This window comes from Mesorhizobium sp. M7A.F.Ca.CA.001.08.2.1 (genome assembly GCF_003998455.1).
Taxonomy (GTDB): domain Bacteria; phylum Pseudomonadota; class Alphaproteobacteria; order Rhizobiales; family Rhizobiaceae; genus Mesorhizobium; species Mesorhizobium ciceri.
On sequence record NZ_RZPW01000404.1, the window covers coordinates 1 to 5,636 of the forward strand.

The window sequence follows — 5,636 nt, forward strand, 5'->3', positions numbered from 1 at the left end:
ATCGCACTCTGCCGCCGTCCCTACAACTGGCGGCACGCAACAATGTGGTTGTTAAATTCGTCATAGGCAGGAAGGGCAACATAAATAAGTTGCGCATCCTGGAGACCTCAGGGTCGGCGGCTTTCGATCAGGCGGCGCTTGGCATTATCCGCAAAGCAGCCCCCTTCCCTTCGATTCCACCACAGGCAGCAAGCGCAAGTTTGGAGTTCGAGACCGAAATCGGCCCATTTTGAATGTGCGCAGAACAAAACGCTGCGGCCGCAAATCATCAACATCCCTGTGAGAGGAAACCACCATGTACATCGCCATGAACCGCTTCAAGGTGCAGACCGGCTCGGTGAACGATTTCGAGGCCGTGTGGAAGAACCGCGATTCCAGCCTTGCGGAGATGAAGGGGTTCCGCGAATTCCACCTGCTGCGAGGCCCGGTCAACGAGACCGAAGGCTACACGCTGTTTGCATCGCACACGGTGTGGGCGAGCCACGATGATTTCATCGCCTGGACCAAGTCCGAGAATTTCCGCGCCGCCCACAGGAATGTCGGCACGACGAAGGTCCACTATCTCGGCCACCCCCAGTTCGAGGGCTTTTCGGTCGTCGAAGGCGCGTAATGCATGTCGCCCAAAAGTGGTCCCGGTTTTGGGACAACGACATGCATAAAACAAAAGAGATAGAGACATTCACCGTTTCCACGAAACGGTGAATGGCTCTATCGACCGGCCGGAGTCAGGCTCCGGCCAGCAAGCTCGCATTGCCGCCCGCGGCGGTGGTGTCGACGCAGACGGCCCGCTCATGTGCATAAGCCGCCGGGTTCAACACTTCGCTGACCAGCGGCACGATCGGGCCTGAGCGATCAGCGATAACCCTGCGCACGATGCGCGCGGCCTCTGGTGTGCCGGAAAAAGCAACGATATCGACGCGCAACGAGCGTGCCTCGACCGGATCAGGCCGCCCGTCGATGGCGGCCAGCGGGAGGCCCTTGCCGGTCAGAGCGGAAAGGGCTGCCGGCGCGCCCGGTGCAACGGCCAGCACCGCGTTGCCGGCGGCGAGCGCCTGGATCGTCTGCGCCAGCAGCGTATCACCATCGGGACCAAGGCACAGCACCCGTCCACGTGGCGACAGCGAGAGCGTGTTGGCTTCGCCGGTCGGCCCGGGCAGGTCGACCTGGCCGAAATCGATGCCGGCGGCCGCACCAATGGCCGCAGCACCCTTGCCGCGCAGATGCTTCCTCAGAATGGCGATCCGGTCCGGACGCGTCGACCAGCCGCCAAGTGTGGGATCAGGCAGATTGTCGGCAAGCTCGGTCGCCGTGACCTTGTGGCCATCCTGCACATGGGTGCCGGCCTCCGGCCCCTTGCGGAAGCGGCGGAGATAGTGCGGACCGCCGGCCTTCGGCCCGGTGCCGGAAAGCCCCTCGCCGCCAAACGGCTGCGAACCGACGACGGCGCCGATCTGGTTGCGGTTGACATAGATGTTGCCGGCATGGATGCCATCGACGAAATGCTGCACGCGGCCCTCGATGCGGGTGTGCAGGCCGAAGGTCAGGCCATAACCCTTGCGGTTGATGGCGGCGATGACGGCGTCGATCTGGTCGGCGTCGAAACTGGCGACATGCAGCACCGGCCCGAACACCTCGCGCTCCATGTCCTCGATACCCTTGACCCGGAAGACATGCGGCGCGACGAAGCGACCTTCCCTGGGCGCCTCGAGCTTGGCGATCAGCCTGCCCTGCAGGCCCATCTTCGTGCAATACTCGCGGATCGAGCTTTGCGCCTCGTCGTCGATAACCGGGCCGACATCGGTCGAAATCCGCCAGGGATCGCCGACGTTGAGCGCCTCCATGGCGCCCTTCAGCATCTCCAGCATCTTCTTCTCGACGTCCTTCTGCACGTAGAGTACGCGCAGCGCCGAGCAGCGCTGGCCGGCACTCTGGAAGGCGGAGGCGAGGATATCGCGCACCGCCTGTTCGGGCAGCGCGGTGGAATCGACGATCATGGCGTTGAGGCCGCCGGTCTCGGCGATCAGCATGGCGTCGGGCGCGGCCGTCCCGGCCAGCTGCTTCTCGATCAGCTTGGCAACCTCGGTCGAACCTGTGAAGCAGACGCCAGCGATGCGCGGATCGGCGGTGAGCGGCCCGCCGACCGATGGGCCGTCGCCAGGGAGCAACTGGATGACGTCTTCCGGCACGCCGGCCTCGCGCAGCAGTTCGACGGCGCGGAAGGCGATCAGCGGCGTCTGCTCGGCCGGCTTGGCGTTCACCGAATTGCCGGTGACGAGCGCTGCCGCGATCTGGCCGGTGAAGATGGCGAGCGGGAAATTCCACGGCGAAATGCAGACAATGGCGCCGCGCGCTTGCGTGCCCGCCTCCGCATTGGCCGCCTCAGTGGCGTAGTAGCGCAGGAAGTCGACGGCTTCACGCACCTCGGCGACGCCGTCGGCCAGCGATTTGCCGGCCTCGCGGGTGGCGAGTGCAAAGAACTCGACGGCATTCGCCTCATAGAGATCGGCGGCACGGTTGAGGATGGCGGCGCGCTCGGCGACGGGACGCTTCGCCCAGGCCGGTTGCGCTTCCACCGCAAAGCGCACGGCGGTCGCGACTTGCTTGGCAGCTGCTTCGCTGACCGTGCCGACCACTTCGGAAGGCTTTGCCGGGTTGACGATCGGACGCTGCTTGCCATAGCCGGCGGCCCGCGTAATCGGCTTGGCATGCCAGCGATCCGGCCCGGCGAAGGCCGCCCTGGCCTTGTCGATCGCCGCCAGCGTCACCGTGTCGGTGATGTCGAATCCTTTCGAATTGCGACGCCCGGCTCCAAAAATCTGGGAAGGCCGGGCAATCGCCGGATTGACTGCCGGACCCTGGCTTTCGACCGTCTCGAGCGGATCGCGCGCAATGTCCTCCGGCTCGACATCCTCATCGGTCAGCTGGTGCACGAAGGAGGAGTTGGCGCCGTTCTCCAGCAGCCGGCGCACCAGATAGGCCAGTAGATCGGAATGCGCTCCGACCGGTGCATAGATACGGCAGCGCGTGCCTTCGGACCGTCGCACCGTCTCGTGCAGCGCCTCACCCATGCCGTGCAGGCGCTGGAACTCGAAGGCGTCGCGATTGTCAGCCATCGACAGAATGGCGGCGACGGTATGGGCGTTGTGGGTGGCGAACTGCGGGTAGATGCGGTCGGTCATGCCAAGCAGCTTCTTGGCGCAAGCCATGTAGGAGACGTCGGTGTTGGCCTTGCGGGTGAAGACGGGATAGCCGGTGAGTCCCAACGTCTGCCCCCGCTTGATCTCGGTGTCCCAATAGGCGCCCTTGACCAGCCGAACCATGATGTTGCGGTCGTATTTCTTGGCCAGCGCATAGAGCCAGTCGATGGCGAAGGCCGCGCGTGGCCCATACGCCTGCACCACCACGCCAAACCCGTTCCAGCCGGCGAGCTCTGGCTCGGCCAGCACCCGCTCGATGACGTCGAGCGACAGATCGAGGCGGTCAGCCTCCTCGGCGTCGATGTTGAGACCCATGCGCGAGTGGCGCGCGGCCAGCGCCAGCGACAAGAGCCGCTCAGCCATCACAGGCAGCATCTCGTCCTTCTGCGCCACCTCGTAACGCGGATGCAGTGCCGAAAGCTTGACCGAGATGCCGTGGTTCTGCCTGATATCAGGACCGTTGGAGCCGGAATCGAGCGACGAAATCGCGTCGGCATAGGCCTTGTGATAGCGCAAGGCGTCGGCCTCGGTGCGGGCCGCCTCGCCCAGCATGTCGAAGGAATAGAGATAACCCTTTTGGGTCATCGGCCGGCCGCGCTTGACGGCTTCAGTGATGGTGCGGCCGAGCACGAACTGCTCGCCCATCTCGCGCATGGCGGCGGCCACCGCCTTGCGGATGACCGGCTCGCCCAGCCGCCGCACCATAGAACGCAGCGTGCCCTCGATGCCGCCCTCGCCTTCGTCGAGGACGCGGCCGGTCAGCATCAGCGCCCAGGTCGAGGCGTTGACGAAGATGGAGCTCGAACCGCCCGAATGCGCCGACCAGTCGTGCGGCGCGATCTTGTCGGCGATGAGGTCGTCCATCGTCTCGGTATCGGGCACGCGCAGCAGTGCCTCGGCCAGGCACATCAGCGCCACGCCTTCCTTGGTGGAGAGACCGTAAGCGGAGAGGAAGACTTCCATCAGCCTTGGATCCGACGAACCGCGCACCGCGCGCACCAGATCGGCGGCACGAGCCGAGATCGCCTTGCGGTCTTTCCCGGAGAGCCCCGTCGCCTCGGCAAGCCGCTTCACGGCCTCGTCTTCGTCGGGCAGGTAGTTGGCGCGGATCTGCTGGCGGATGGCATCGAGCGCTGGCATGGCGGTCCCGTGGATCGAGCAAAGGGGATCGGGCCGGCGGTCACCGGACCGAATGGCGCAAGCTAGCACAAGTGCAAAATTTCGGCCGGTCCAAAGAAATCGACACTGTAGGTCATTCGATCTATCCTAGCGGCATATAACTGACATTTGGACTGCAATTTCGATGACAGAAGACCAATTGGACCGCATAGATCGGAATATCCTGGCCGCACTTGCAAGCGATGGCCGGCTTTCCATGTCAGAACTAGCCGCGAAGGTCGGCCTGTCGAAGACGCCGGTGCAGGCGCGGGTGAAGCGGCTTGAGAAGGACGGCTATATCAGAGGCTACCAGGCGATCGTCGACCGCGAGCGCATGGGCGAAGGCCATGTCGCATTCGTCCAGGTGAAATTGTCCGACACCAGATCCGCCGCGCTCGACGCCTTCAACCGGTCCGTACAGGCTGTGCCGGAGATCGAACAGTGCCACATGATGGCATCGAGCTTCGATTATCTGCTGAAAGTCCGCACCAGGGACATCGCCGCCTACCGCCGCGTCCTCGGCGAGCGCATCTCGGCCCTGCCCCATGTCGCCCAGACCTCGACCTTTGTGGCGATGGAGACCGTGAAGGATCGGTAGATCACTCCGAAAGCGTCTTCAAGAACGCCACCAGAGCAGCGCGTTCTCGGTCTGAAAGCTCCAACGGGTGAACCTCTGATACCCCTTCGACGCTGGGCGCGGCCTTCGCATAGTGCGCCACGACCTCGTCGAGCGACGAAAACTGCCCGGCATGCATATAGGGCGGTCGCGTTGCCGCACCGCGCAGAGACGGCGTCTTGTAGGCGCGGATGAGTTGTGGCGCATTCTTGACCATGAAGCGCAGTTCGCCGCAGGCGGCAACGTCGCCGTCCCGATAGGCGCCAAGGCAGTTGAACGGGTCGGCCTCGACTTGGTGCACGGCATCGATGCGGCCGCGATCCGGCGGCAGGCCCGCAACAGGCGGCACGCCGGTGTTGTGAAAGCTGTTGTCGGTGAAGCGCGGGCCGTTGTGACAGGTCACGCAATTGGCCTTGCCGATGAACAGTTTAAGCCCAAGGATTTCTTGTTTGGAAAAGACAGCATCGCCCTTCGGCTCGGCACCGGTGGCGAGGTCCAGCGCAAAGCGGTCGAAGCGCGCTGGCGTGGGCGCGATCGAGCGTTCGAAGGCGGCAATCGCCTTGCCGATATTGACGAAGACACCGTTGATGGCGTCGCGCTGCGCGCTGCTCATGGCATTCCAGGCTGCTTTCTCGGCATCGTTTCCAAGTGGGCTGGCATTCAAC

General features: G+C 64.1%; 5 protein-coding genes. 3 read left to right on the forward strand and 2 right to left on the reverse strand.

Translation table 11 applies throughout. The features are described 5' to 3' along the window. Window positions 1-233, forward strand: a 233-nt coding sequence (locus tag EN914_RS21975; RefSeq protein WP_127389253.1) for an energy transducer TonB, incomplete at its 5' end; no start/stop codon positions are given. A gap of 62 nt (window positions 234-295) precedes the next feature. After that, window positions 296-610, forward strand: coding sequence for an antibiotic biosynthesis monooxygenase (locus EN914_RS21980; protein ID WP_013531236.1), 315 nt, complete (start codon window positions 296-298; stop codon window positions 608-610). A 115-nt stretch (window positions 611-725) separates the two neighbouring features. On the opposite strand, the gene putA is transcribed toward EN914_RS21980, so the two are convergent. Further along, window positions 726-4,337, reverse strand: a complete 3,612-nt coding sequence (gene putA / locus EN914_RS21990) for a bifunctional proline dehydrogenase/L-glutamate gamma-semialdehyde dehydrogenase PutA (RefSeq protein WP_127389254.1) — start codon at window positions 4,335-4,337, stop codon at window positions 726-728. 163 nt (window positions 4,338-4,500) lie between these two features. Here putA and EN914_RS21995 point away from each other — a divergent pair, with 163 nt between their 5' ends. After that, a complete protein-coding gene (locus tag EN914_RS21995; RefSeq protein WP_013531233.1) occupies window positions 4,501-4,953 on the forward strand; it encodes an Lrp/AsnC family transcriptional regulator in 453 nt (150 codons plus the stop codon). A 1-nt stretch (window position 4,954) separates the two neighbouring features. On the opposite strand, the gene EN914_RS22000 is transcribed toward EN914_RS21995, so the two are convergent. Next, the coding region (locus EN914_RS22000) for a cytochrome-c peroxidase (protein WP_127389255.1) at window positions 4,955-5,636 on the reverse strand (682 nt) is incomplete at its 5' end.